Origin of the sequence: Nonomuraea sp. GTA35, from assembly GCF_041950525.1 — a bacterium.
Classification (GTDB): Bacteria; Actinomycetota; Actinomycetes; order Streptosporangiales; family Streptosporangiaceae; genus Nonomuraea.
Genome location: NZ_JBGNUV010000025.1, coordinates 21,093 through 45,127, shown reverse-complemented (window position 1 = coordinate 45,127; position 24,035 = coordinate 21,093). Strand labels below are relative to the sequence as shown.

The window sequence follows — 24,035 nt, the reverse complement described above, 5'->3', positions numbered from 1 at the left end:
CCGGCCGCGTCCGGGTCGCGCAGCAGGCGCAGGGTGCCGCCCGCCGGCTGTGGGTGAAGCTGCAGCGGCCCAGGACGTTGAGGTTCTTGTGCTTGAGCGGGAACAGCCGGGCCACGTCCTCCTCACGGATCTCATGACCCTCCACGCGAAGCTGGACGACGGCGGTGTCGATGTGGCGGGGGTGTCCAGAGCACCACGGCGTTCAGGACCAAGCCGAGCGAGCCGAGCTGGTCCTCCATCCCGTCCCGGTACGCCTGGTGGATGGTGCCCTTCTTGCCGTGGCAGATGTCGCGGGCGAGCTTGTGCCGGGACTCCTGGACGCACATCTTGAGAGCGAAGCCGAGCCGGTTGTGATCGCCCCGCCGCTTCGCGATCAGATTCCGGTCCTCGTCATCGAGGAAGAAGAACCGATCGCCTGTGCTAAACGACCAAGATCAGCTGCTCAGCGCTAACGGCTGTCCCGTTGATCCCCGCGGCCGGGAGACGCTCCGCGTGGCCAACGAGTGCCTCATGTCTTGGCAACGGATCCATGGGGTGAAGATCCACATCAGGGGCGCATCTCAACTCTGAACCCTGATATCGCCCGACCGGAAACGCATCTGCCATGACGACCCTGCCTACGTCGCGAGCTTACACCCCGAGCGAATTCGATTGCTTCGCTGAGCCACATGGCTTGTGCGCGAATCAGCAAACTAATGCACTGCAGGTCAGGTGCCAGGACCTGCTCCTGCATCAGTTGAGCTGACACGTCCGGAGGATGTCTCGCTTGACCTGGCACGCGGCCACTAGGGTGTTTCGACGACGGCGGCGAATTCGAAGTGTTCACACTAATGAAAGGGCGACCTGGATGACGTCAATTGAGGCTCCGCGGCGAATTTCGGAAGCGGCTCGGACTATCGAAGTGGCGCCGGGTTCTCTGCCGGACTCAGAATCGGAGAGGTTGGCAAGCTTCCTCGAATCTGCCGAACCCCTGATCATCTCGCCAGGGATGATTGCTGACCCTTTCTCTGATGGTGAGAATATGCGGGTCCGCGTCGGAGTCATGACGGATGGCGAATGGGTATGGCAGTTGGCATGGGCTGACTATGTCGCTCTACATAGGATTGCGCCGCCACAAGACTTCCTCGACCATGTCAAGGAGCTTGACTTCACGGCTCCAGAGATTCCCGTCGATCGACTGATGGAAATCATTGAGGCCTTGGGGTTGCCACTAGAGTAGCCATTTGACGGCGACCGGTCTACACCGGTTGAATTCGTAGAGTCGGTCATAAGTTGCCGGGGCCGAGGGCGAGCTCCGGTCCGGGTCAGGCAGTTGGCTGGCCAGAACACGTTCAGAGTGCGCCAGGGGCTGGTGGGCTGCCGCGATGCGGTTGCTTGCCCACGTTCCTCTAGGGTGTAGCGGATGTGGAACACAGCCGCCGCATCAGCGGCTCAGTCTCGCGCGAGTTTCCGCCGTTTGCATCTGGTAGTTCAGGAGTTGGCATGATCTTGGTGTGAGAATGCGGTAGTCCTAGACGAACCCACGATCACCCGGAGGATGCTGAGCCATGCCGCATGACGGTTCCCCGCTGTCCGAATTGACCCAGAACCTTGGGACAGAGGCCGCGGAGCTGGTCGATGACGCGCTCAACCATGCGGTGTCGAGCGCGCAGGGTTCGGCCGAAGGATTCCCACCGTTCGCCATGGTTCTTCAGCGGGATGGGTCACGGGAACTCAACCGTTTCATCGCCGCTTCCGATCTTTCGATGGTGCGATCCTCGCTGGCGGCCATCGATCCGGCCGCCGTATGCGTCACGCTGGCCTGGGACGGCTATCTAACGATCGACGGCCAGCCGACGGAGGCGGCGTTCGTCGAGGCGTATGAGCTGGGGAGGCGCGCCGGGGTGCTGATCGCCCAGCGCTACGAACGGCAGGGCGACACGCTGAACCGAGTCGGCGCCCCGATCCTCTGCGCGGAACCGGAGCCGCTGGTGCCACGGACTCTTGATCTCGCGCGACGGCACATCGAGGAGTTCGGGGACAGCGGTTACCAGGCGTTGCGGTGGATGTTGGAGCAGGCCGGCGGAGACATGGACGCCTTCGACATCCAGCCCACGACCTGCCAGTCGATCATGGACGAGGTGACGGACGAACTCCGGTCGGACGATATGGACAATGACGACCGCATTTACCTGCACTCCCTTGTGGCCGCCTACATCGCCGAGATCTTGATCCGGGTCAACGGCGGACACTGGGACGTCGTCTTCGAGGACGGCGACATCAAGCATGTGCTCGTCGTCGGCGACCGGCAGATCGACCCGTTCAGGCTGGTCAATGACCAGGCCAACGAGGGCCGGTCCGCGTCACAGATGCTCGACCGGGCTCGGGAAGCGGTCGGGCTCTGACACCTTGATCGCATGACCAACCTTACGAATTCAGCCCGTGTACACCGATTGAATGCGCAGAGTCTTGTCCTCGTGACGAACCGCTTCGGGTGAGGTACGACCGGAGCATGCGGTATGGGCAAGGGGGTAGGTACACGCCCGCTGAGCAGGAGCGGCGCGAGCGTGTGCGGCTGCAGGCGGCCGAGTGGTTCGAGGCCGGGGGGCCGACCAGGACTGTCGCGGCGCGGTTACGGGTGCACGAGCGGTCGGTGACGCGGTGGCGGGAGGGCGGCATGCCGGCGTTGCTGTCGAAGGGGCCGGTCTCGGTGGAGAAGTTGTCGGCCCGGCAATGGGCGCGGCTGGATGCCGAGCTCAAGCGTGGGCCGCTGGCCTGGGGCTATGTCGAGGATCAGTGCTGGACCTTGGGCCGGGTCAAGACGCTGATCGGGCGCTGTTCCACATCGGTTACACCGTCGAGGGGATGGGCAAGCTGCTGCGTCGGCACGGCTGGTCGGTGCAGGTGCCGGCCCGGCGCGCGATCGAACGTGATGAGCAGGCCATCGTGCTGTGGAAGGCCGAGGTGTGGCCGGCGGCAAAGCCACCGCGGCGGACCTGGGTGCCTACGTGTGCTTCGAAGCCGAGGCCGGGCAGGGACTGAGGCCGCCGAAGGGACGCACCTGGGCGCCGGTCGGTGCCCGGCCGGTGGTGACGGTACGCGGCAGAGGCTCCGGCCGGATCAACATGGCCGGCGTCGTCTGCTTCCGCGACGGTGAACGACCGCACCTGTTCTACAAGCTGCACGTCTACCACGGTCGCAAGGGCGAACCCCAGACGTTCTCCTGGATCGGCTACCGGGACCTGATCGTGGCCACCCGCCAGCAGCTGGGCGCACCGTTGGTGTGGTGCTGGGACAACTTGAACGTGCACCTGGCCGGACAGTTGACTGACTTCGCCGCCGAGCACGCCGACTGGCTGCGCATTGTCCAGTTTCCCACCTACGCGCCCGAACTCAATCCGGCCGAGGGTGTGTGGTCGCTGCCCCCGACACCCTCGGCCTGCTCGCCATCACCGTCCAACCGGAACACCGCGGCACCGGCCTGCCCACCCGGATCCTGACCGCTCTGAAGGAAGCCGCCCGAACCGCCGGGCTCGCCCACGTCGTCGCCCCGGTCCGGCCCACCCGCAAACACCACGAACCGCACACCCCGATGGCCGACTACGCGCTGCGCACCCGGCCCGAAGACGGCCTGCCCGCCGACCCATGGCTACGCACCCACGTCCGCGCCGGCGGCGCCATCATCGGCCTCGCCCCCGCCTCCATGACCGTCACCGGATCCCTCACCCAATGGCGAGCCTGGACCGGGCTCCCGTTCAACACCGACGGCGACGTCGTGGTACCCGGCGCGCTCGTGCCCGTACACGCCAGCCTCGCCCACGACCACGCCAGCTACATCGAACCCAACGTGTGGGTCCACCACCCGCTGACCTGAGCGCCATGCCACCGGAGGCCACCTCCGTCCCACGACCCACGCACAACCGCACCCCGGCCCCCGGCGCGGCCAGGCGTCGTAGAACATCAGGCCGGGCGCGCTGTTCCGCTCCCGCTGCCCCATCCCGCCGGCCGAGGAAGAGCACGAGGTGCCCGCTTTGACCTTCAAGCCACTTGAAGGCAGACAATCGCATGCATGGATGACACTGACGCGTGGATGAGCATCGGCGTCTTCGCGAGCCGGGTGGGGCTGGCTCCGAGCGCTCTGCGGTTCTACGACGACTGCGGCGTTCTGCAACCTGGCCACGTGGATGACGCGACCGGCTACCGCTACTACTCCCCGGACCAGGAAGCCCGCGCGGTCCTGGTGCGGCGGCTACGCGAAGCCGGGATGCCACTCACTGACGCTTCAGTGGTGCTTGACGGTACCCGCGAGGAAGCCCTCGCCATTCTGGAAAGACACGCCAGAAGGGCTCGAGAGACCGCGGCATCGGCCCAGTCGGCCATCGAGGAGATCCTTCGCGATCTGCCGGGCGGTACGCAGCAGGGCACCGTACAACTCGGCGGAGCAGAGCTGGCCAGCGCCGTACGCCAGGTCGCCCCGGCAGCGGCGTCCGCTTCGACGCTGGAGGCATCCCCGGTACTCGGTTGTGTCCTGATCGAGGTGGAATGCCAGGAGGTGCGGTTGGTTGCCACGGATCGCTACCGTTTGGCGGTCCGTGCACTGCGGCCCTCCTCCATAGAGGGCCATCCGGGTCGCTTCCTGGTCGACGTTTCGGAGCTGAAGAAGATCGCGTCCCAGGCCATACACCTGTCGGACATCAGGATCGAGGTGAACCGGCAAGGAGTGCGGCTCCACGGCGCCGGTGTTTCCCGTGATCTCCCAACCGTCGACGAGACGTTCCCGGACTACCGGATGATCCTGGACAACCTGCCAGCCGCTCGGCACCGGGTCATCGCGGACCGGGCCGCTCTTCGGCAGGCGATCGTCGCCGCCGGACACGAGGGGCCGCTCATCCTGCATGCCGGCGAGCAGCACTTCACTCTCCGCTCCCGCGGCGCGCCCACCTCCGCGCCGGCCGCCATCTGCACGGGGCCGCCTGTACGCGTCGCCTTCGACCCCGGAGTCCTTCTTCTGGCGCTCGATGCGGGCGTCGGCCCCGATGTTCTGCTGGAGATCTCGTCGCCGATCGAGCCCGTGGTCGTCCGCTCCGCCGACCAGGGCAGCTTCACCACCTTGGTCATGCCGGTCCGCGACGACCCGGCTGACGCATGACGCTTCACCCACCCCTCCGAGAAAGCGAGGCCATGGACCTTGACAACCCCGTCGTCAGGCTGTGCACCCAGGGCATGCAGGCCGAGGCCGAAGGCCGGGACATCGAGGCCAAGAGCTTCTTCCAGCAGGCGTGGGAGATCGCCGGCGACGACTACGAGGCGTGTATCGCCGCCCACTACCTCGCACGGCACCAGCCCACGCCCCAGCAGACGCTGCACTGGAATCAGGAGTGCCTGAACCGCGCGGATCTCGTTGCCGACGACCGAGTCAGGGGCTTTTACGCCTCCCTGCACGTGAACATCGCCAAAGCGTACGGAGATCTCGGCGAGCCCGACAGGGCACGCGAGCACTTCGAACGGGCAACCGCCCACATAGACGACGTTCCGCCGGGACAGTACGCCGACTGGACCCGAGTAGCGATCGCCGAGGGGCTGCGCTCCACCGGGGCGCGGCGGCCCCGGGAAGCCGACGCTCTCTTGGCAGCGCTGTTCAGGAAGTTCTGCGAACGCGGCGACTTCAAGGCCTTGGGGCTGGTGCTGCCGGCGTATCTCGCAGATCTCGGGACAGAGGACGACCGAGTACGGCTCGCTACGGCCTTGCACATGGTTCATGCCGCCCGTTGGCTGCCGGAAGACGAACAAGACACCCTCAGCGAGGCCATCGGTTCGTTGACCAGCGTGGTCACGGTCACCTGATCGGCCTCGGCCCCCGGCCGCGACAGCCGTCAGCCGGCCCAGTGCTCCAGCCCGGGCGAGGTGGCCCCTGACACGGCGTCAACGACGAAGGCCATGGGTTTGGCGACAGCATGAGCAGCGCAATCAAGGTCGCCAAGCAGGCTCTCCGGCTCGTGCGATCGCGGCGCGGTCGCGTCGAGCACCCGGCGGACCGAAGAGTCGCACTGTCCATGGACGACGCCCGGGGTGCTTGACCTTGACGCCCGTGTCAACGAGTAGCCTCGCTGGCTGCCACGGATGTGAAACCGGCGAGGGACCCTGCGACAAGCCGCTTCACCGGTATCGGATCCAGACCGGCGACCAGGAAAGGTGTGCTCTGCCCTCGTGACTCGTCTGACTCATGAGCAGTACTGCGATGCGGTCGAAGCCGTGGACACGCGCTTCGTCGAATTGGTGGCGGGCGCCGACCCGGACACGCCGCTGCCCACCTGTCCCGGCTGGACGCTCGCTGACCTGATCAAGCATCACGGCACCACCCACCGATGGATGGAGCACCTGGTACGCCGTCGCGCGACCGAGCGCGTCTGGTCCCGGGACGTACCGCTCGACCTGCCTGCCGACACGGCGGCCTACCCGGCCTGGCTGGCGGGCAGTGTCGAGCTGTCGCTGCGCACGCTTCGCGGCGCCGACCCCGATACCCCGAACTGGACCCACGGAGCCGACCAGCATGTGCGGTTCTTCCCGCGTCGCCTGCTGTATGAGGCGGTCGTCCATCTCGCCGACGCCGAGCTCGCTCTGGACCGCGCTCCCCGCATCGTCCCCAGCATCGCCGCCGACGGAATCGACGAGTTCCTCGAGAACCTGCCCTGCTACTCATGGGTCGCCGAACGCGTGAGCCGGCTGGATCGCGACGGCGAGAGGCTGCGGTTCTCCTCCACCAACACCGACGACAGTTGGCTGATCACGCTCGGGAACGGCTGCACCTGGGAAACCGGTCGCGATGATGCTCCCGCGACGGTCACCGCCCACGGATCCTCGGGCGATCTCCTGCTGCTGATCTACGGGCGCCTCCAGCCCGGCGACGCCGATCGCTTCCTCGTGACCGGAAACGGTGAACTGCTCACCTCATGGCTGGCCGCCACTGCGCTCTAAAGATCGACGCCTGTCCGAGGCATTCGATGAACGCCGTGGGCGACCAGCGCCGACAAGGCAGCCGAGCCGTTCAACACCACCCCCGAAGACGCGGCCCCACGGTTCGCGACGCTGAGCCATCCCCGCACCGCCGCCTGGCCGTCAGCCAATGCATCATGCGGCACAACACCGAAGGAGACATCATGGTGAGTGAAGCACTGTCCGACGCGGAGCTGGCGCGCTCGCTTCACGGCGGATTCGTCAGCAGGCACGCCGAGGTCAACGGAACACGGCTCCACCACGTGACGGGCGGGCAGGGCGAGCCCCTGGTCCTGCTGGGCGGATGGCCGCAGACGTGGTGGGAGTTCCACAAGATCATGCCGGCTCTCGCCGAACGCCACCACGTGATCGCCGTCGACCTGCGCGGCATGGGCGGCTCGGACAAGCCCCGCGACGGCTACGACAAGAAGACGATGGCCACCGACATCCTCGAACTCGTCCGCCTCCTGGGATACGACCGGGTGGACATCGCCGGCCACGACATCGGCGGCATGGTCGCCTACGCCTTCGCCGCCAACCACCCGGCCCACGTCCGGCGCGTCGCGCTGCTGGACATCGCCCACCCCGACGAGCGCTTCTACGCCTACTCGCTACTCCCCCGCCCCGGGCGCCAGCAGGTGGACGGCGACATCCACGCAGGCCCCGGCCGGTTCCTGTGGTGGTTCGCCTTCAACCAGGTGCCCGGCCTGCCGGAACGCCTGCTCGCCGGCCGGTCCCGAGACCTGATCGACTGGATGTGCGACTACCTGATCGAAGATCCCGCCGCCATCAGCGACCGCGACCGCGACATCTACGCCCACGCCTACGCCACCCCGGACGCCATCCGCGCGGGCAACGCCTGGTACCGGGCGTTCGGGCAGGACATCGCCGACGAGAAGACGTACGGAAGGATCACGGCCCCGCTGCTGGGCCTGGGCGGAGGAGAAGGAGGGCACCTGCTCCTCCAAGCGGTGCTGCCGGACAAGGGCACCGACGTCGAGGTCGTGCTCGTGCCCGGCAGCGGCCACTACATCCCCGAGGAGCAGCCGGAGCTCGTCGTCGAGCACCTGACCCGCTTCTTCGCCTGACACCTCACCGGGACGGCAGGCTTCGGCACTCCCTGTCCACCAGGCCGAAGACGGCACGAACAATCCCGGTTCCGGCATGCCCTGATGTGGCGCCTTGAGCGCTACCGGCCAGCGTGAACGCCACGCTCACCGCGAACCCGGCAGTTGGGGGCGAGGAACGCTGGGGTCGCCATCAGCGGGACGGGCTGTTCGAGCAGGTCAAGGCGGCGCACGACCCAACAGTGTCGAGTCGCCTCTCGACTCGAACCTGGCGGACATGGTCCAGCCAGCTGCCGCGATCTTGGGAGTTTCCGCAGGTCGCCATGGTCATCTGTTCCGTGATCGAACCCACCGCCAGTGGCTGTCCCCGCGTTCCTCTACCCCGGGGATCCGACCGGCAAGGAGAACTCCCCCAACAGCCGTAGCAGCGGCCGGCTGGGCGCGGCGCCTGACCGAACACGCCGTGCTCGCCGCCGCCGAGCTCGCAACGCAGGGCCGAGTCCCGGTCACGGTGCTGCACGTTCTCTCGCCAGTTGAGCAAGGGAAGCACGTCGGTGAGAGCTGGTCAGTCGTTGCAGCCGCTGTTCCTGGGGTGTGCGGCGGGCTGCTGGATGAGCGCGGTGGCCGGAGCGTCGGCGGCTGAACCGGTCAGAATCCCGGCCCGGCATCGAGGCCGAGGCCGGGCCCGACCAAGGCCCCAAGGACAGGGCTGGTATTTTTATACCGGCACCATGCTAGGGTTCCGGTATAAAAATACCGCCATCCTGTGACGTGAGGTATTCGTGATCGAGCTCAAGACGCCTGCCGAGATCCAGCGTATGCACGTGGCCGGGCGATTCGTCGCCGAGGTGCTCTCCGAGGTAGGCCGCATCGCCGACGTGGGCGTCAACCTCCTGGACCTGGAACGCCACGTACGTGACATGATCAAACAGCGTGGTGCGGAGTCGTGCTACTGGGACTACTCACCGTCGTTCGGACGCGGGCCGTTCCGCAACGTCATCTGCCTGTCGGTCAACGACGCCGTCCTGCACGGCCTGCCCCACGACTACACGCTGCGCGACGGCGACGTCCTCAGCGCGGACCTCGCGGTCGGCATCGACGGCTGGGTGGCCGACTCGGCGCGCACGGTCGTCGTCGGGACCGCCGCCGAGGAGGACCTGCGGATCATCCGCGCGACCGAGGAGGCGCTGGAGGCGGCGATCGAGGTGGCCCGTCCGGGCAACCGCGTGGGCGACCTCTCGGCGGCCATCTGGACGGTGGCCCGCGACTACGGTTACCCGGTCAACACCGAGTTCGGCGGCCACGGCATCGGCCGCACCATGCACGAGGGCCCGCACGTGTCCAACAAGGGCCGGGCGGGGCGCGGCCTGACGCTCCGCCCGGGCCTGACCCTCGCGCTCGAACCCTGGTTCGCCCGCACCACCGACCGGATCGTCTACGACCCCGACGGGTGGACCATCCGGTCGGCGGACGGCTCGCGTACGGCCCATTCCGAGCACACGGTGGCCATCACCGAGGACGCCCCCTTGGTGCTCACCCGGCGCGAAGGGGAGGTCCCGCCGTCGCGGGCCGCCTCCACCGGCCGGCTGGTGGAGGCGGTCACCGACGGCGCCTGAGCTTCCCCGCTTGGGAGGCCCTCCGGCGAGCTCGGAGCCTTGCGGCTCCGCCGCGGGCCAGATGGTGACGGGCACGGTGGTGGGCATGCCGATCGTCGCCGTCCGTGTGCGTCCAAACGTGGGTGTCGATCGCGACCGCGCCGAACACCGCCGTCGCGGGACCCGCCAGGCAGGTATGTTGCATCGAGAGCGTGCCGGGGTGTTCGGCGCGGATGGCCGGCCAGCCACCCGCTCCACTGCGGCCGCGCCCTCGAGGTTTTCGTCGATGAGACAGCGTTTCGAGCGGCGATCGACCTCAGGCACCTGCGCACCGCTGACGAGGCAGCCGTCTACCTTGATGATCCGACGCGCCGGCTTCGACCACCTGACCGAAGCGCGCTGGCTGGAGCCGGCCGGGTGGGGCACCGCCCGTTTAAGGCACCGACCTGAGGTTCAAGGATGGGATGTGTGACGGAACGCCAACGTTCCCCCGCACTCCCGAGGGCCGAGAAGTCCCACCGGTCCCAGACGGCAGGACCATCCAGGACGACACCCGCTAGATGTGCACTTCGCCCCCGTCAACGACCAAGTTGGCGCCAAGAAAGAAGCTGCCCTGGTCGGAAGCGAGGAAAGCCACCACATTGGCGATCTCGTCCGGGCGTCCGATCCGGCCGAGTGGGACGGCTGCGGCGAAATCCGACTTGGTGACGGGCGTGTTCTCCGTCTCGACCACACCGTCGAGTCCAGGCGTGTCGATGGTGCCCGGGGAGATCGCGTTGACCCGGATGTTCCGGCCCTTGAGCTCGTTGGCCCAGGTCCGGGCGAAGGACCGGATCGCCGCCTTGGAGGCCGCGTACGTGCCGAACGCCGCGACACCGTCACCAGCGCGCACCGAGCTGTTCAGGATCACCGATGCGCCGTCGTTGAGCAGCGGCAGCGCCTTCTGCACCGTGAACAAGGTGCCACGGACGTTGACGCCGAAGGTCTTGTCGAAGTGCTCCTCGGTAACCTGCTCCAGCGTTGCGAACGACGCGGCGGCGGCGTTGGCGAACAGCACGTCCAGGCCCCGGCCCCGAGCCCGGACCGCGGCATAGAGCCGGTCCAGGTCGGCCAGGTCCGAGATGTCGCCCGGCACGGCGGTCACCGCCGCTGGGCCTATGCGCTCCACCGCCGCGTCAAGGACCGTCTTGCGGCGGCCGGTGATGAAGACGTGCGCGCCCTCGTCCGCCAGCCGTATGGCGGTGGCCAGGCCGATCCCCGTTCCGCCGCCGGTGACGACGGCGGTCTTACCTTCGAACTGTCCCATGGCTCTCACCTCGATAGGAATCTGTACCGTTCGGTGCAGAAATGGACGATAGCAGAGTTCCGTACCGTTCGATACAGAAGAGATATGCTGGAGCACGTGAACAACCGGAGGAACGCGCCGATCGGCCGGCCACGCGGCTTCGACGTCGACAAGGCACTCGACCAGGCCATGCGAGTCTTCTGGGAACAGGGCTACGAGGGCGCCAGCCTCACCGACCTGACCAACGCCATGGGCATCAGCCGCACCAGCATGTACGCCGCCTTCGGCAGCAAGGAAGACCTGTTCCAGAAGGCACTGCAGCGTTACACCGACGGCCCCGCCGCGTACGTCCCGCAAGCTCTGGAGGAGTCGACGGCGCGGCAAGTGGCCACAGCGTTCCTCAACGGTTCCGTCCGGGCCACCACCGCTCCAGGCTGTCCCGCCGGATGCCTCGGCGTCCAAGGTTCCCTGGCAGCGGGCGAGGCCGGTCGCAGCGCCCGGGATACGTTGGCAGCCTGGCGCGACAACGGCATCTCGCTCCTGCAGGAACGGTTCCAGCGGGCCGTCGATGAGGGCGACCTTCCCGCAGGGACCGATCCCGGCCTGCTCGCCCGATACCTCATGGCCGTGGCCAACGGCATCGCCGTTCAGGCCGCCGGTGGCGCCACCCGCGACGACCTCCGCATGGTGGCCGACATGGCCCTACGGCACTGGCCACCCACCTGATCCGAACAACTCCTGGACTCGTCACCGGCAAGCAGCCAGTACTCCAGTGACACTTGGCGATCTTGAGGGATCGGGGTCACATGGCGACGGCCACCGCATGATCGTTCGGAGTTCGTGAAGACAACCAATGATCTTGCGATCAGGCTTGCCGCTACAAGTCGAGCTGTAGTCGGCGCGGGGCTTCCGCAAGGTCGTCGTCAACACGGCAGGCATCATGCGGCGGCATTCGCGAGCCTCTGCCCGCGGGGTCCCCCGGAGAGTGATCAAGGCACGGTGAGGGCCGCTGAACACACCTTCAGCGGCCCGGACCACACCGAGGACACCGACCACAGAGGCTGCTCGGCCTGAACCACAGCGGCCGAGCAGCCAGTCCCACAGGGGCGGATCGGGCCTGGACCCCGCGGGCCGATCCACCCCTGCGGCTTGAGCATGACCCAGCTCACCCCAGGTCAGCCCAGTGGCAACGCATGCGGAACTTGCCATACTGGTGGTGCCGTCTGACCTGAGAGCAGGTGACTCGCCAGGGGCGACGCCCGGATTCCGGCGGCTCTTGCGTTCTCGGTGACGGCAGCGGGCCAATCATCCGGCGGCGCGCGCCACCGGCTGCCTGAGCATCGTCCTGGGCTCGGGATCGGTGAAATCGGTCAGGTAGATCTCGTGGTGCAGCCCGTTGCGTACCAGGCCGTGCTCGGCCATGAACGCGTCCATCACGTCGAGCGACACCTTTTCCTCGCTGTAGGGCCCCTCGTGGAGCAACTCCACGCACTCGCCCTCGGTGAAAATGACCACCTGAACGCGGTCGACGGCCGCGCCGGACGCGCGCGCCTGCTCGCGCGCCGCCTCGACCACCCCCGGCTCGGGCAGGTCGGGTAGCGGCAGCAGCAGATGCCACCGCCACTGATCGCGCGGCACTTCCAGCGGCGGCCGAGAGGTGTCCTCCACCCACCAACGGCCCTCGAGCGGGCCGGCCGGGCCGCCCATGACGGACGCCACGGCGTACAGGGCGGCGATGGCCGAGACGTGCTCATTGCCGCCGGGCTCACCCATGCCGGTGACGTTGAGGCAGGTGACGGGGTCGCAGTGGACCACTTGTGGTGTCATGGCTCCTCCAGAGGAATCATCAGGTGGGTGATCAGCCGATCAGGCGCGGCGGTTGCCGGGCCGGACACGTACATCTCGCGGATCGGACCGTGGACGGGATGGCGACGCTCAGCGCACCAGGACAGCAGCGCATGCGCGGTCAGCCCGATTTGGCCGTACGGGCCGACGTGCGTGGCGCTGGCGAACCGGCCGCCTGGCAGCACGTCGAGCTCGGCCGCCGCCACCGGCTCCTCGCTGACCACAGCGACGGTGACAGCGACGGGCTCGCCGAGGTCGAGCGGGAACAGGCCGACGAGCTCGGGAACGGCGGCCGACGAGGCCGCCCGCAGCCTGGCGATGGCGGCCGAGGTGGCCCGGCCGACGTCTGACGGGTCCGCCGCCGTCGCTGTGGCCACCGCCACGCGCCGCACTGGTTCTGTGACCACCGTAACGGGAGCGGATGGCAGGCCCTCCGTCATGACGCGCTCGATCGCGGCCGGCGTCGACCGGCGCTGGGCCAGCTCGGCTTCCAGCCACTCGTGCACCCCTCCAGGACACCGGGCCTACCGGAAAGCACCTTCGCGATGACGGCGAGCGGGACGTCGAGCGAGCGCAGCAGCCCGATCGACAGCGCATCGCGCGCCTGCTCGTGCAGGTAGTAGCGATATCCGGTGTGCTCGTCCACATACGCGGGCACCAGCAGTCCGAGCTCGTCGTAGTGCCGCAACTGTTTGATGCTCAGCCGGCCGAGCCTGGCGAACTGCCCGATCGGCAACAGCGCCTCGTCCATGCCCTCATCCTGGGGTCTCCCCATGTGGGAGAGTCCAGCCGCGTGTCCTTGATCAAGGAACAAGGCCTTCGATGGCCTCTGACCAGACCGATCAATCCTGTCCGGCCTACCGCCTCTCTCCACCACACGGGGATCGGCGCCTCGCTGCAGATCTTCCACACCCTGCGGATGGCTGATCAACCTGTTCGCGCGATCTCCCGGGAGCTCGTCACTTCAGGGACTGGGGGTTGGCCAGCATGCGAACGAAAGTCTCGCTTTGCCGCCCGCGGTGCCCCGCTTGGCGTGGATGGTGGTTTCAATGCCGCTGGCCTGCAGAATCGTGCTGCTCAGAGGGGCGTCGAAGCCCTGTAACTGTTCGATCTTGGGCCTGGCCCGCGCTGATGGATGGGTTCTACTTCGGGGCCTGTGCCAGTCGATTTCTTAGGCGATGAAGAGGCGGCCGCCTACGGCCGCTACGTGGGGGCGCCGACGCAGGCCGAGCTGGAGACGATGTTCTTCGCAACTCGAAGGCGTGGGCCAGGTCGCACACGTAGGCTTCGCCGCCGGCGTGGGCGCCGATCCTGGATTGCAGGCGCAGCCGGACCGGGCCGGCCACGGCCTGTAGCAGGACGGCCAGTTCGGCCGCCTCGGCGACCGCCTTTCACCCTCGGCGCCCGAGGGGTCAGGTGCGATCTCGGCCGAGCGGCGGGATGATCGATCGGTCCGAGGCGCGTCTCACGGATCATGTCACTTGCTGTGGCGGATCGCCGCCCGTACAGCGGTGTAGATGACGACCCAGAGAACCGCCAGAGGGATGAGGATGACGAAGATGAGCTCATATATACCGATGTTGGGCATGCCTGTAACGTAAGGGGCCGCGATTGAAAGGCGCTTAACGATCACTTGCCCCGAACCCGCCGCACTTGCTGCGTGCCGCCTGGCTGATCACACCCGTCGGCGCGGCGAGTTGCCACGCTGACCCTGATCGCGACCGGTCCGATGGGCGCCGACGCCGGCCCCGCCTGGGCACGGGCGCTGGCCGCGAGGAGTTCGTCGCCGTGAACGTGGAGCTGTGGCGGGTGCTGAACGGCGACGTCCTGCCCTTCGACGAGAGGGCCGCGCGGCGCCTGTCCGAGGAAACTCTCGACGGCTCGGCCGACCCGGCGGCGGCGCTCAACCACGATTTGGCCGGGCGGGTGATGACAAGCGGCCGACTCGTTCCGCTGTCCCTGATCACCGCGCCCCCGCTGGTCGTTCACGGCACGGAGGACCCGCTGCGCCCGCTCCCGCACGGCGAGGCCGGGCCGCCCAGATCCAGCACGCGCGCATGGAGGTGATTCCCGGCATGGGGCATTCGTTCCTGTCACCGGGCCTTCCTCGCCGGATCGGCGAGCTCATCCTGGCGAATACCGAACGGCGCGCGGCCGAAATGAGTTGACGCGCCGAGGAGAAAAGCGCTGGTATTGCCCTCGCTCTACAGGAGGGCGCACATCGATGAATACCTCGGACACCGGTTGCTGACCGCGTAATTCCCCAACTGGAGCAGGTTGTCGGTGGTGCCTGCGATCGTGTCCTGCATGGGCGAGTTGGTCGAGCGGGTGGATGAACGGGACCGCGTGCTGGGGGTCGTGGAGCGCGCAGAGGCGGAGCGTCGGCGATGGATGCATCGGATCGCGACGACGATCTGTCGCGATCCGATGCGGCGGATCCTCGTGCTGCGCCGGGCGGAGCAGCACACTCGCTTTCCCGGCCACTATGACGTGATGGTCGGCGGTGCCGTGGACGTGGGCGAGTCGTATGAGGACGCGGCAGCCGCGAGCTGTCCGAGGAGCTGGGTGCCGACGTCCTGGTGCGTTTCATGTTCAAGTTTCTGTGCCGGGATGGGGTCAGCCCTGTCTGGTTCGGGGTGCACGAGGCCGTGATCACTGAGCCGTTGGTTCCGGATCCGTCCGAGAGCGCTTGGCATGCCTGGCTCACAGAGCTCGAACTGCGGGAGGTCGTTGAGCGATGGCCCTTCGTTCCCGGTGGACGGGAGGCGTTGCGCCGCTATTCGGTATCCGGGAACGAAGGCCGGCCGTCGGCCGGCTGATCGGGCGGCGTCACGGTAGGCCGGCAGGTGGACGCCCGGACATCATCCCGTCCGATCCTCCATTCGCCGGCTTGATCAACTTCCTTGAGGGCCGCTAAGGTTGGGCGCCTTTGTTCGGATCTGTTCGCTCGTTCTTCGAGGATGTTCCGTGCGCCGCTACCGTTTCGGCCCCATCGCCGCTGTTGTCGCCGCCCTCTACGTGGCCGCGGTCGCCGCGTGCGGCGTGATCGCGTGGACCACCGGCGACCCGTCGCTGCTGCGCGTGTTCGTCGGTGCGGGATGGGACACGGAGTTCGTGCCCTACACCTGGTGGGTGGAGCTGCTCCTGGTGGCGGCCGGGGCGTTGCAGGGGTGGGCGTACTGGCAGGTGCTGCGTGGGCGGACGGCCGGGCCGGCGGCGGTCAACGACCGGCCGGTCCGGCTGCTGCGGGTGGTGCTGTGTCTCGCAATCGCCTGCACGCTGGTGTACCGGCTGCCGATCCCATACGTGTGGTGGTCGGGGCTGCCCGGCGACCTGCTCGGGCTCGCCGTGATCTGGTTGTTCTTCGTGGTGCTCGCCGGGGTGTTGCCCAGGTGGCTGCGGGTGCTCGGCCTCGTGGCGGGGATGGTGAACGCGTCCGTGGGGATCGCCACCACCGTCCTGTACGGCCTCGGCCAGTATGAGATCGGCGGCTACCTCACTCCGTACCAGCTGGGCAACGCCGTCTATCTGCTGTGGCTGGTGCCGGTCCTGGCCGGGCAGGCGAGAGATCCGCGCTGGAGCCGGGGCACCGTGCGGATGGGCCTGGCCTGGGCGGTGTTGTCGCTGCTGTCGTCCGGTGGGCACTCCATCATCTCGTTCGGCGGCTGGGGCGTCGACCACGACCTGGTGCTCCTCATGGTCATGGCCACTCTGGGCGTGCTCGGGACGGTGTGGCAGGCCCGTTCCGCCCACGAGCTGGGCAGTCCGCCCGTGCCGTCCCCTGCTCCGGTGGCCCGCGTCGCGCCGGCTCGGCCGTGGCCGCTCGCCGCCGTGGCCGTGGCGCTGCCGCTGATCCCCGCGGCCGTGAACCTCGCCGGTGGGATGCCCGTGTGGACCGGCCCGCGAGGCCTGGTCGACGACCTGTTCCACGGGTACGTGGGCTACCCGGCGACCGTGTCGTGGGTCGTCGTGGACGTGCTGGTCGGGGTCGGCGCCCCGGCCGTGCTGATCCTCGTCGCGGTCGTCCGCAGGACCAGGACCCTGCTCAGGGTGACGATGTCGGCCCTGGTCCTCGCCGCCGCGGCAGGGGTCGTCAGCGCGCTCACCACGGAGCGCGAGCCGGACTGGCAGATCATCCCCGAGATGACCGAGCAGCGGCTGGCCCTGTACCCGGACGGCCTGTTCACCCCCACCGGGAACGGCGAGATCCCCTTCGGCCTCTCGCCGCTGTGGTACAGCACCGCCCTGGCCGCCTCCGCCGTCCTGCTGTTCCTGCTGTACGGCGCCCCGCCCGCCGCCCGCCTGCGGCACCACCTCCTGGTCACGGCACTGGCCACCGCCGTCGCACTCTGCCTGATACCGGCCGCCGACCAGTCGCGCGGCCCCGTCACCACGGCCCAGGACTGCTCTCCGCGCGAGCCCTGGGACACCGACGGCGAACCGGTGGAGCCTGTGCCGCCCACCGGCCCCCGCGCCTTCATCTGCGCGGTACGCGAGCAGAAGGCGCTGGGGTTCGCCGACACCACCCCCGACCAGGTGCTGCTCGGCCACGGCCGTCGCCTGTGTGGCGCCTACACCCGCAACGACCCCCGCGAGCTGGCCCGGCTGCGTGAGGCAGAGGGGGTGAGCGTCCGCGATCTGAGCGGGGTGCTGGCCGGGATCTGCCCGGCCGCGAACGCGACGGTCACCGCGCAGGCAGCGGCCCAGGACCGGGAGTTCGAGGAGTTCGAGGCCGAAGAGCGGCGCAAGTGCGACGCCACCCCGCGCCACCGCCCCCTCATCCCGCCCGCCAGGGCGCAGCGCCTGACCGAGCCGGAGTGGCCCGAGGTGGGGCTGGAGCTGTACGACGAAGCGCCCTCCGACGGCAAGGGGACGAGCGCCGGCCCTGTGGAGGTCGCTCCGGGTCACGTGGCGATCAGGACCGATTCCGACTACCACGTATGCGTCACGCTCGAGACGTACACGCGCCGTCCGCCCGTCGAGACCAGGGGATGGGACCACGTCGTCGAGGTGGGCTTCGACAACCGCAGCGGCGAGATGCGGTTCATGGACGGGCTGAGCGGCACCGAGCTGCCGGACGTGTCGCTCAACGGCCGCAAGGGGCACTATCGCATCCGGGTGCACATGGCCTGGTTCCCCTGGAAGGACGAGGGGGACGGCACTCAGCGGCTGCTCATCATGGCGTACCCGGGGCGTGGGGACAAGACGGTCGTCTACCGCAAGCCCAACAAGGACCGCTGACCCGGAACCGCGGCCGCGATCCCCTCGCGGCTGCTGTTCCCCTCGGATCAGGAGCGCGGGCGGAGGCCGAGGTTGATCGAGGCCGGCAGGGTCTCGGGTGGCATGGGCGAGCAGGCCGGCGGGTGTGGCCAGCTGGGCCTGCCGTAGCTGGTCGACCGCCTATGCCGGGCCGAGGAGGAAGTTGCCGGCGGGGCCGGGGCGGCCGGGCCCTCGCCGATGACGCCGTCACCGTTGCGATCGGCCGCGTGGGCGAGGGCGCTCGCGACCTTGCCCGGGCCCTGGTCGTACCAGGAGTCGGCGGCGTCCATGCCGCCGCGGACGGCGTCCGCGGACTCCTTCGTGTCGATCGCCTGCCCGACCTGCGCCTCCAACTGCCGCCACCACACCCGCAGGGCCTCGGCCAGCACCTGCTCGCGGTCGGCGTCACGCTGCGGCCGGTCGGCGGCCGCCCTGCCGATGGCCTCGAGGAAGATCCACACCTTTGGTGGAACGGCTGCCGCGACAGGCCTCCCCGCCTCCCCGAACAAAGCCTGGACCCGAAGTGTGGCCGCACTCCGGTCCCGTACCGTCCCCCGGCTTGACCCGGCTCACCAGCGCCGATAGAGGAGCTGATGTCAGGCTGCCTGGTATGTCCAACTAAGCCTTGAGCGGTGCGGCCGTCCTGGCGGCCTGCTCGATCTTCGCGCAGTAGGCTGCACGGGCTTTCTCGTCGATCTGCCTCTCGTGTTCGGCGCGCAACCCGGTCCGGCCGTCGAGGCTCTCGCGCAGGATATCGGCGTGCCCGGCATGCCGGATGGACTCGCCGAGGACATGGACCATGACGGCGAACAGGTTCGTGTCGGCATAAGGCTCCGGCCACCACGGCACGTGGCCGGGGGCGTCAAGGGGAAGCGCGTTGATCGTCGCGTCCGAGTGTTCCCACGTGCGCCGGTAGAACTCGATGATCTGATCGCGGGTCTCGTCCTCGGTCGCCCACAGATCGCTGCCGTCGGAGTCCTGCCACCGGGGCAGCGGTTGCGGGGAAGGGCGGTCGAAGACCTCGCCGAAGTACCTGGCCTCGACGGTGGCCACGTGTTTGACCAGGCCGAGGAGGTTGGTCCCGGTCGCCGTCAAAGGTCGGCGGGCGTCGTATTCGGACAAGCCGTCGAGTTTCCAGAGCAGCACCTTACGGTCCCGCCGCAGTCTCCCGTGCAGGTTGTCTTTCGCGAATGCATCGATCATGCGGCACGAGCCTGCCATGGGCCGCTCATGGTCTCAAGTTCCCGTACGTGGTCCGCAACGACTGGCAGAGCCGAGGCCTGGCCATGGCCGCCGTTGTTCACACTCACGGACGGCACTGCCTCGGGGCGAAGAGCGTGCGCCGCCTCCGCCCCCTTCAGCGCCCGAAGTTCCGCGAACTGCTCACCTACGCGCGGCCGGGCGCCCTCGACATGACGGGCAAGGTCGCGGACCAAGCGTTGACCGCTGTACCGATGTTCCCCGAGGCCGGCCTCGGTGTGTCCGCGGGCGGATGTACAGCATTGCGTTTGTCGACACATCATTGCAAGTACGCTCATTCATCTTGCATTCATTCTCATACTCATTGCAAGTCTCATGTCTTTTCACCTGCATGAACAAGAAACTCTTCCGGGCTTGTGTTGCGAATTTTATGAATGCAAGCTAGCTTTTTGCCTGTACCGAATGAGTACTATCGCGACTGAGGCGATCAGCGTCGCGCTGATGTCTCTCGCCTGGAAGGAATCGACATGCCCAAATCTCTCCCCTCAACGGCAGGGCTGCTCATCACCGCAGTGTCGGTGGCGGGGGCCGCGACGACGGTCCCCGCGGCAGCTGCCTCCACGGCGGAAGCCCCCGCCCACGCCCAGGTCCAGAAAGCGCTCGACCAGGCCGTGGCCGACGGCGGCGTGCCCGGCATGGTCGCCGAGGTTCGCGACCGTCGTGGGCGGTGGTTCGGCTCGGCGGGGGTGGCCGACACCCGGACCGGCCGCAAGCGTCAGCCGAACGAGCGGTTCCGCGTCGGCAGCGCCGCCAAGCCGTTCACGGCCACCGTGGTCCTGCAACTGGCGGCCGAAGGGAAGCTGAGCATCGACGACACCGTGGAGAAGTGGCTGCCCGGCCTGGTCAAGGGCAACGGCAACGACGGCGGCACCATCACCATCAGGCACCTGCTCAACCACACCAGCGGGATCTTCAACTACGGCAACGACCCGGAGGAGTTCGCCAAGTTCTCCGGCCCCGCGTGGCTCGGGCACCGCTACGACACCTACACGCCCGAGCAGCTCGTGAAGATCGGCCTGCGCAATCCGCGCCCCTTCGAGACACCGGGTGACGGCTTCGTGTACACCAACACCGGCTACATCCTCGCCGGGATGATCGTCGAGAAGGTGACGGGCAGGACGCTCGCCGGCGAGATCGAGCGGCGGATCGTTCGTCCGCTGGGCCTGACCGGGACGTACCTGCCGGGTAAGGAAACGAGGATACGCGGTCAGCACCCGCGGCACTACTCGACGTTGTTCGCCGCCGAAACCGACGCCAAGGTCTACGACGTGACAGACCAGAGCGCCACCACAGGGTGGGCGGCCGGTGGCGTGGTCTCCACAGTCGGCGATCTCAACCGATTCGCCGGCGCGCTGCTGCGCGGCAAGCTTCTCCCTCCCGCCCAGCAGCGGGAGATGTTCACCATGGTCAAGACCGGGATCAAGATGCCGGACGGCACCTGGAAGGACACCTGGATCCCCGACACCACGTACGGTGCCGGCGTCTTTTCGTGGGAGCTGTCGTGCGGTGTGAAGGTCTGGGGCATCGGCGGCGCCATCACCGGCGGGTTCTCCTTCGCGATGGGCACCCGGGACGCCAGGCGCATGCTCTCCACCAACATGAACATCGACAAGTACGGCCAGGTCAACTCGGTCGACATGGTCAAGACGGTGTTCGAGGGCGAGTTCTGCCCATCCGGTTCCCAGCCGCGAAACAAGTGACGATCAGCGAGAACCGGGAGCGCTGCGTCGGTCTGCTCACGTGTGCCCGGGGGGCGCGATCACCACCGTCTCCGACGATGTTTGATCTGGGCATCCAGGAGGGCCGGCTCGTGTTCGCGGTCCTGGCGACGGCCGCCGAATACGAGCTGGAGCTTCGCGGCGGGGCGCCAGGTCGAGGGAACAGTCACATGGCCGGCTTCAGGTATCCGGCGGCGGCCAGCCCCGCGAAGGCGACGTCGATGTCAGTCATCTGCCCGCTGAGCACGTGCTGGATGAACGCGCCGACCGGCATCAGCACGGTCTCGATGAACTCGGCGTCATCCAGCCTCGGCTCAGCGACTTTCCGGCATCCGCGGGCCAGGACCGCGTGGCGGCGATGCGAGGCGTACGACGACAGAAAGGTCTGCATGACCACCTCGAGTGTCGCAGCTTCGTAGCCGGTCTCCTCCAGCAGTTCCCGAGCCGCCGCGACCTCGACCGGCTCGTCGCCGTCAGCGTTTCCGCCCGGCAACTCCAGCAATACCCGTCCAGGCCCCGGCCGGTACTGGCGGGCCAGCACCACCTGCTCGTCCTCGGTCACGGCGACGATCGCGACGGTCGCGCCGCCCACGAGGATGTCCCACACGTCCTCATTGCCGTCTGGGTAGCGGTACCGGCGGCCACGGACTTCCAAGTACCCGGCCGGCCCGTCCAGCTCACCCGTCTGCGTCCACTCACGGACCCTGCCATCACCCACAAGCCCCAGCCTATGGATCAACAGGCCCTCAGCGCTGACGCATCGCCACCGCTGCCGGGATGGTCTTCTCATCCACCGGAGACCTCCTCTTCGGCTGATCTACAGCACCTCGAGCGGCTGCCACTCGACTCACTTCTGAACCACGCCCCAACCCCTGATATAAGAAGGTGCATGATCGCCGAACCTTCCCACGTTGGCCCCTACCGTTTGGAGCGGCTGCTGGGCGAAGGCGGGCAAGGCGCGGTCTACCTCGGCGTCGACCCGTCGGGCGGCCGGGTCGCGATCAAGCTCCTGCACGCCAGGCTGGCCCACGACGTCGCCAACCGCCGCCGCTTCCTGCGCGAGGTGGAGGCGGCCCGCCGGGTCGGGCCGTTCGGCACCGCCCAGATCCTGGACGTCGACGTCCAGGGCAACCAGCCCTACATCGTCAGCGAGTACATCCCCGGCGAATCGCTCCAGCAGCTGATCGCCCGCGAGGGGCCGCGCTCCGCCGGCGGCACGCGCCGCCTGATGCTCGCCACAGCGGCGGCGCTGAAGGCCATCCACGAGGCCGGGATCGTGCACCGCGACTTCAAGCCGAGCAACGTGCTGCTGGGGCCGGACGGGCCGCGCGTCATCGACTTCGGCATCTCCCGCGCGCTGGAGGGGACGGCCACGCAGTCCAGCGCCGTGGTCGGTACGCCGCCGTACATGTCGCCCGAGCAGCTGCGCGGTGCGGATGTGGGGCCGGAGTCGGACGTGTTCTCCTGGGCGGTCACCATGGTGTTCGCCGCGACCGGGCGTCCGGCGTTCGGCCAGGACAGCATGCCGGCGGTGTTCAACCGCATCCTCAACCACGAGCCCGACCTGGCCGGCGTCCCGCCCGAGTTACGTGGCGTGCTGGGCGCGTGCCTGGCCAAGGAGCCGCGTCACCGGCCGGACGCGGGCGGGCTGGTGCGGCTCATCGTCGGCGACGAGGCGCCGCCCAGGCCGCGGGCCGTGACACGGGTCCGGGAGCCCGACCCGGACGGCGAGCGGCCCTGGGGCCTGGCCTTCGCGGCGCAGATCATCACGACCCTGGCCGCCGCGGTGGTCTTCCTGATCGCCGCGGAGCTTGACTCCCGGCAGTGGCCGGCCATTCCCGTTCCCGGGACGGACGGCCTGCCGTTCTGGCCCGCGGTCCTGACCGGCCTGGCCGTGGGCGGCGCGATCGCGCTGGTGCTGCGCCTGCTGGCGAGACGGAGCTGAGCATGGAACTCCTCTCGATGCTCGCCGTCCTCTTCGCCGTCGCAGTGGTGGCTGTCACTGCCCGGATCATCGTCGTCCGGGGCCGTACCTTCCTGGCGCGGCACCGCCTCCTGCTGGCGGTGACGCTGCTGCCGTTGCAGCCGGTGCTCGGCGTGGGCGTCGGTGTGCTGCTGATCACCCAGTGGGACCACGTCGACGGCAACGGCCTGGTCTTCGGCGTCATCGCCTACCTCGCCGGGCTGATCGCCTTCGGCATCGTCACCGGCGTGCAGGAGCTGCGCCGGGCCCGGCGCCGCTGACGGCCGGGCCCGAGCGACTGCGGCCCTGACAGGGACGCCGCGCGACCTGGCTTCGCGCTTCGCCGCCGTTCTGCGCGCTGCACGGCCGGTTCCCGTGGCCCCGCGCGACGCGGAGGTCATCTGGTCAGTGCGGATCCGCCCCCGGTTGAGCCCTGCATCCACCACTACCGGCGCAGCCTGATCGCGCTGCTGGGGACGCTGCAGTTCAGGAGCAACAGCGCCGCCTACCAGCCGGTGATCACGGTGGCGGCTGCTGCGAGCGGAGGACCGGGGCCAGGGCCCGCGTGTCCGGGTGGAGGGCTCGGGCGCACAGCGTGAGCGTTTCCGCGAGTGTCGTGCGGTCCGGGACGTCGATGTCGGCGAGCATGACGGCTTCGATGCTGTCGAGGGACCGGTCGCAGCGCCGGAGGGTGTCCAGGCCTTTCGGGGTGAGGCGGGTGCGCAGGGCGCGTCCGCCACGGGGATGCGGGTCGCGGCGGATCAGACCGCGTTGTTCGAGATCGCGGATGACCAGGTTCATCGCCTGCGGGGTGACGAAGGCGATGCGGGCCAGGTCGGCCGACGATGGGGCGTCGCGCAGGCGCAGCTCGCTGAGCGCCATGTATTCGGTGGTCGTCATGCCGTGCCGGGCGAGCGCTTCGTCCAGGCAGGCTCGGATGCGGCGTTCCAGCCGGAACACCAGGTAGCTCACATGGGGCGGCGGTGCGTCCGGCGCAGCGGCCGCGGGGACACCCGGATCTGTCACCAGGAGACGATATCGCGCCCCGCCGGAACGGGCCTCGATGTAAGT

At 68.4% G+C, this 24,035-nt stretch carries 26 protein-coding genes and 1 pseudogene; 18 read left to right on the top strand and 9 right to left on the bottom strand.

Translation table 11 applies throughout. The features are described from left to right. Positions 1–131 precede the first annotated feature (131 nt). The gene (locus tag ACBJ32_RS55665) at positions 132–374 is read right to left on the bottom strand and encodes a Tn3 family transposase (RefSeq protein WP_375133776.1); all 243 of its coding nucleotides are present in this window, start codon (positions 372–374) and stop codon (positions 132–134) included. 566 nt (positions 375–940) lie between these two features. Here ACBJ32_RS55665 and ACBJ32_RS55660 point away from each other — a divergent pair. From ACBJ32_RS55660 to map, 11 genes and pseudogenes are all read left to right on the top strand, one after another. Continuing rightward, a complete protein-coding gene (locus ACBJ32_RS55660) occupies positions 941–1,219 on the top strand; it encodes a hypothetical protein (protein WP_375133727.1) in 279 nt (92 codons plus the stop codon). 328 nt (positions 1,220–1,547) lie between these two features. Then, complete coding sequence (locus tag ACBJ32_RS55655) at positions 1,548–2,384, top strand: hypothetical protein (protein ID WP_375133726.1); 837 nt, start codon at positions 1,548–1,550, stop codon at positions 2,382–2,384. 107 nt (positions 2,385–2,491) lie between these two features. Further along, positions 2,492–2,638 (top strand): annotated as a pseudogene (locus ACBJ32_RS55650) (helix-turn-helix domain-containing protein); the annotation flags it as partial. 74 nt (positions 2,639–2,712) lie between these two features. Further along, entirely contained in the window at positions 2,713–3,021 is a 309-nt protein-coding gene (locus ACBJ32_RS55645) for a winged helix-turn-helix domain-containing protein (RefSeq protein ID WP_375133725.1), read from the top strand. Next, complete coding sequence (locus ACBJ32_RS55640) at positions 2,931–3,479, top strand: transposase (RefSeq protein ID WP_375133724.1); 549 nt, start codon at positions 2,931–2,933, stop codon at positions 3,477–3,479. Before ACBJ32_RS55645 ends, ACBJ32_RS55640 begins: the two co-directional genes overlap by 91 nt. Further along, positions 3,392–3,853: a hypothetical protein gene (locus tag ACBJ32_RS55635; RefSeq protein WP_375133723.1), complete on the top strand. Its 462-nt coding sequence runs from the start codon at positions 3,392–3,394 to the stop codon at positions 3,851–3,853. The genes ACBJ32_RS55640 and ACBJ32_RS55635 overlap by 88 nt, the downstream gene beginning before the upstream one ends. Before the next feature lie 195 nt (positions 3,854–4,048). Next, positions 4,049–5,128, top strand: a complete 1,080-nt coding sequence (locus ACBJ32_RS55630) for a MerR family transcriptional regulator (RefSeq protein WP_375133722.1) — start codon at positions 4,049–4,051, stop codon at positions 5,126–5,128. A 32-nt stretch (positions 5,129–5,160) separates the two neighbouring features. Then, on the top strand, positions 5,161–5,823 hold the full coding sequence (locus ACBJ32_RS55625; protein ID WP_375133721.1) for a hypothetical protein: 663 nt from the start codon (positions 5,161–5,163) through the stop codon (positions 5,821–5,823). Positions 5,824–6,186: 363 nt separating this feature from the next. Further along, entirely contained in the window at positions 6,187–6,954 is a 768-nt protein-coding gene (locus tag ACBJ32_RS55620; RefSeq protein ID WP_375133720.1) for a maleylpyruvate isomerase family mycothiol-dependent enzyme, read from the top strand. A 182-nt stretch (positions 6,955–7,136) separates the two neighbouring features. Continuing rightward, complete coding sequence (locus ACBJ32_RS55615; protein WP_375133719.1) at positions 7,137–8,060, top strand: alpha/beta fold hydrolase; 924 nt, start codon at positions 7,137–7,139, stop codon at positions 8,058–8,060. A gap of 761 nt (positions 8,061–8,821) precedes the next feature. Then, positions 8,822–9,655, top strand: coding sequence for a type I methionyl aminopeptidase (map, locus tag ACBJ32_RS55610; protein WP_375133718.1), 834 nt, complete (start codon positions 8,822–8,824; stop codon positions 9,653–9,655). Between the two features lie 535 nt (positions 9,656–10,190). Here the strand turns inward: map and ACBJ32_RS55605 are convergent. Then, complete coding sequence (locus ACBJ32_RS55605) at positions 10,191–10,940, bottom strand: SDR family NAD(P)-dependent oxidoreductase (RefSeq protein ID WP_375133717.1); 750 nt, start codon at positions 10,938–10,940, stop codon at positions 10,191–10,193. A gap of 84 nt (positions 10,941–11,024) precedes the next feature. Here ACBJ32_RS55605 and ACBJ32_RS55600 point away from each other — a divergent pair, with 84 nt between their 5' ends. Next, positions 11,025–11,645, top strand: coding sequence for a TetR/AcrR family transcriptional regulator (locus tag ACBJ32_RS55600; RefSeq protein ID WP_375133716.1), 621 nt, complete (start codon positions 11,025–11,027; stop codon positions 11,643–11,645). 579 nt (positions 11,646–12,224) lie between these two features. On the opposite strand, the gene ACBJ32_RS55595 is transcribed toward ACBJ32_RS55600, so the two are convergent. The 3 genes from ACBJ32_RS55595 to ACBJ32_RS55585 are packed head-to-tail and all read right to left on the bottom strand — an operon-like array spanning position 12,225 to position 13,515. Further along, complete coding sequence (locus tag ACBJ32_RS55595) at positions 12,225–12,746, bottom strand: GyrI-like domain-containing protein (protein ID WP_375133715.1); 522 nt, start codon at positions 12,744–12,746, stop codon at positions 12,225–12,227. Then, complete coding sequence (locus ACBJ32_RS55590; protein WP_375133714.1) at positions 12,743–13,147, bottom strand: GyrI-like domain-containing protein; 405 nt, start codon at positions 13,145–13,147, stop codon at positions 12,743–12,745. Before ACBJ32_RS55590 ends, ACBJ32_RS55595 begins: the two co-directional genes overlap by 4 nt. Positions 13,148–13,200: 53 nt before the next feature. Continuing rightward, on the bottom strand, positions 13,201–13,515 hold the full coding sequence (locus ACBJ32_RS55585; RefSeq protein ID WP_375133713.1) for a MerR family DNA-binding transcriptional regulator: 315 nt from the start codon (positions 13,513–13,515) through the stop codon (positions 13,201–13,203). Between the two features lie 1,037 nt (positions 13,516–14,552). On the opposite strand from ACBJ32_RS55585, the gene ACBJ32_RS55580 reads away from it, so the two are divergent. From ACBJ32_RS55580 to ACBJ32_RS55570, 3 genes are all read left to right on the top strand, one after another. Then, positions 14,553–14,831 carry a hypothetical protein gene (locus ACBJ32_RS55580; protein WP_375133712.1) on the top strand — a complete coding sequence of 93 codons (279 nt, stop codon included), beginning with the start codon at positions 14,553–14,555 and terminating at the stop codon, positions 14,829–14,831. Between the two features lie 240 nt (positions 14,832–15,071). After that, positions 15,072–15,416, top strand: a complete 345-nt coding sequence (locus tag ACBJ32_RS55575) for an NUDIX domain-containing protein (RefSeq protein WP_375133711.1) — start codon at positions 15,072–15,074, stop codon at positions 15,414–15,416. 315 nt (positions 15,417–15,731) lie between these two features. Next, positions 15,732–18,005: a hypothetical protein gene (locus tag ACBJ32_RS55570; RefSeq protein WP_375133710.1), complete on the top strand. Its 2,274-nt coding sequence runs from the start codon at positions 15,732–15,734 to the stop codon at positions 18,003–18,005. 47 nt (positions 18,006–18,052) lie between these two features. Here ACBJ32_RS55570 and ACBJ32_RS55565 read toward each other — a convergent pair whose 3' ends face one another. Beyond that, the gene (locus tag ACBJ32_RS55565; protein ID WP_375133709.1) at positions 18,053–18,484 is read right to left on the bottom strand and encodes a hypothetical protein; all 432 of its coding nucleotides are present in this window, start codon (positions 18,482–18,484) and stop codon (positions 18,053–18,055) included. A gap of 157 nt (positions 18,485–18,641) precedes the next feature. Further along, entirely contained in the window at positions 18,642–19,226 is a 585-nt protein-coding gene (locus tag ACBJ32_RS55560) for a DinB family protein (RefSeq protein ID WP_375133708.1), read from the bottom strand. A 524-nt stretch (positions 19,227–19,750) separates the two neighbouring features. Between ACBJ32_RS55560 and ACBJ32_RS55555 the strand changes: the two genes are divergently transcribed. Next, positions 19,751–20,983 carry a serine hydrolase domain-containing protein gene (locus tag ACBJ32_RS55555; RefSeq protein WP_375133707.1) on the top strand — a complete coding sequence of 411 codons (1,233 nt, stop codon included), beginning with the start codon at positions 19,751–19,753 and terminating at the stop codon, positions 20,981–20,983. Between the two features lie 184 nt (positions 20,984–21,167). On the opposite strand, the gene ACBJ32_RS55550 is transcribed toward ACBJ32_RS55555, so the two are convergent. Beyond that, the gene (locus ACBJ32_RS55550) at positions 21,168–21,719 is read right to left on the bottom strand and encodes an NUDIX hydrolase (RefSeq protein WP_375133706.1); all 552 of its coding nucleotides are present in this window, start codon (positions 21,717–21,719) and stop codon (positions 21,168–21,170) included. 171 nt (positions 21,720–21,890) lie between these two features. Between ACBJ32_RS55550 and ACBJ32_RS55545 the strand changes: the two genes are divergently transcribed. Continuing rightward, positions 21,891–22,946 carry a serine/threonine-protein kinase gene (locus ACBJ32_RS55545; protein WP_375133705.1) on the top strand — a complete coding sequence of 352 codons (1,056 nt, stop codon included), beginning with the start codon at positions 21,891–21,893 and terminating at the stop codon, positions 22,944–22,946. A gap of 2 nt (positions 22,947–22,948) precedes the next feature. Next, positions 22,949–23,245, top strand: coding sequence for a hypothetical protein (locus tag ACBJ32_RS55540; RefSeq protein ID WP_375133704.1), 297 nt, complete (start codon positions 22,949–22,951; stop codon positions 23,243–23,245). A gap of 238 nt (positions 23,246–23,483) precedes the next feature. Here ACBJ32_RS55540 and ACBJ32_RS55535 read toward each other — a convergent pair whose 3' ends face one another. Beyond that, positions 23,484–23,990 (bottom strand): MarR family winged helix-turn-helix transcriptional regulator, encoded by a 507-nt coding sequence (locus tag ACBJ32_RS55535; protein ID WP_375133703.1) that lies wholly within the window; start codon positions 23,988–23,990, stop codon positions 23,484–23,486. Positions 23,991–24,035: the final 45 nt, after the last annotated feature.